This is a genomic window from Algoriphagus antarcticus, assembly GCF_002150685.1.
Classification (GTDB): domain Bacteria; phylum Bacteroidota; class Bacteroidia; order Cytophagales; family Cyclobacteriaceae; genus Algoriphagus; species Algoriphagus antarcticus.
Genome location: NZ_MSSW01000020.1, coordinates 1 through 1,919, shown reverse-complemented (window position 1 = coordinate 1,919; position 1,919 = coordinate 1). Strand labels below are relative to the sequence as shown.

Here is a 1,919-nt window from a genome sequence, read left to right as displayed (position 1 = left end):
CTACGACTTCGGAGCTAGGATGTATAGCCTGTCCCGATAGCGAAGCGTATCGGGAATCCAGCGATTGGTAGATGGTTTGTTGTGGATCCTCTGGCTGAACAGATGCGCAGGCATTCACCCTATAATTATGCATTCAATAATCCGCTGAGGTATATCGATCCGGATGGGATGGCACCGCAGGTTGCAATCGTTCACGCAACCCCAAAACACAGCGACAGTGAGGATCCTACTCAAAATGAAGTGGGAACTGGGCAGGTGGGGCATAATCGAAGAGAGTTGCCAACCGGTAAGGATGGTATGCTACCAGAAGGATTTGTGCAGTGTATTTGTCAGGAATATCAGGATATTCAAAAAAATAGACTTTATGAAGGAAGAACTCTTGATGAAGTTACCGTTTCGGCCCCAAGAGATTTAGGAGGAGTTATGGGAAGAGCAGCGGACAATTGGATGGATAAAAATTTAGAGTATTCTACCTTCGGTAGAATAAACATGAATGGACCAAAAAGATACCCAGACCCTTTGAATTTAATTCCAGATTATGTTGGAATTGATTTTTCTGGTTCGTTTGCATTTCATGATTTTGGTTATGGAGTGGGATTCTCTGCAAGTGACATTGGTGGTGTTGGGAATGGTGGAATACTTACATTTGAACATGGAAGGGTTTATGGATATGATCTTTCTTTTGGAGTTAATTTGCACATAGGATATTCAGATGTGAGAGGATTAAATGGTCATAACCTTACAATAGGTGATTTGCAGGGTAATGCTTCTCAAATTTCAGGCGGATTAGATTTCCTTAATTTAGCACGTGGTGCTTCAATAACAAATCACTGGTATTCAGCAGGAGTTTCTTTTAGTGCTTTACCAGTTAGGTTCAGCAGTTCTTATCAAAATATTAAATCGCATAAACTCTACTCATGGTAAAATTTCCTTATTATAGTAAATATTATGATTCAAGGCTGTCTTGCATGGATATGAATTATAGATTAGATAGATTAGTAAATCAGTCTGTGGGGAGTAGATTATTTTCAAATAAATTTTATGGGCATTTAGAAAATAATGGCTTTGTTGCTTACAAAAATAGTGTTTATTCAAATATGACACTGGTGAAAATAGTTGGTAATTATAGTGAAGTTGATAAAAATACAAAATTGAAACTTCAATTTATGCTTTCAGAGTATGTTTTGGTTTTATATTTCATTGTTATTTTTTCACTTTTTTTTATATTTTTTTTAATATTATTTGAACCAATTTATCTTTGGTTAAAATTTATGCCTTTAGTTATGATAATTATAAGCTATATTCTTATTATTGTCCCATTTAATTATATTAGTAAAGATGCTGAAATTATTATAGAGCAATTATTAGAATTGGAGATGTAGATTAATGGATATTGCTTCGATTGGGTTAAACCTTGATTAGGGTTATGTTGGATTTACAATTCCGCTCTTGGTAATCAATTCCCCCGCTGAGTGTAGTTTAAATTTGAATTATTAGAAGGGCATTGCCTAGGTGTAATTTTTAATTACGCCTTTCGGTCCATACAAATTTGCAATTTGATTTGTATCCTTTGGAATTTGTAATTCTAGTCCATTATAATGATCAGACAAAGACAACAAGACTCCCGGCGGATACGCTACTGCTTGGCTCAATGCGGGTAGAAACCGTATTCTTGGCCCTTCCCGTTCTCAGGAAGTTCAGCAGGGCGACAGTGTGGAGCTTGGAGTGTTTGGAAAGTACGTAGATCCAAAGAAATTCAAACTTTCTCCTGCCAGCTTTGTGAGGACAGGCATGGATAAGAAACTGATCCAACAACTCACCGAATATGGTCAGAATCTTACCTCAGGTGGAGTGAATGAAATCGCCATCGCGAATGTGATCGCCCTAGTAATCACCGAACTGCAACAGAAACCAGTTCC

At 37.3% G+C, this 1,919-nt stretch carries 3 protein-coding genes; all 3 read left to right on the top strand.

Annotated elements, in window-relative coordinates; genetic code table 11:
• Nucleotides 1–168 precede the first annotated feature (168 nt).
• Entirely contained in the window at nt 169–924 is a 756-nt protein-coding gene (locus BVH04_RS09480; protein ID WP_140160555.1) for a hypothetical protein, read from the top strand.
• Nucleotides 925–968: 44 nt separating this feature from the next.
• The gene (locus BVH04_RS09475; protein ID WP_147303446.1) at nt 969–1,382 is read left to right on the top strand and encodes a hypothetical protein; all 414 of its coding nucleotides are present in this window, start codon (nt 969–971) and stop codon (nt 1,380–1,382) included.
• A gap of 331 nt (nt 1,383–1,713) precedes the next feature.
• Nucleotides 1,714–1,919: hypothetical protein (locus BVH04_RS09470; RefSeq protein WP_140160554.1), on the top strand; the 206-nt coding region annotated here is incomplete at its 3' end.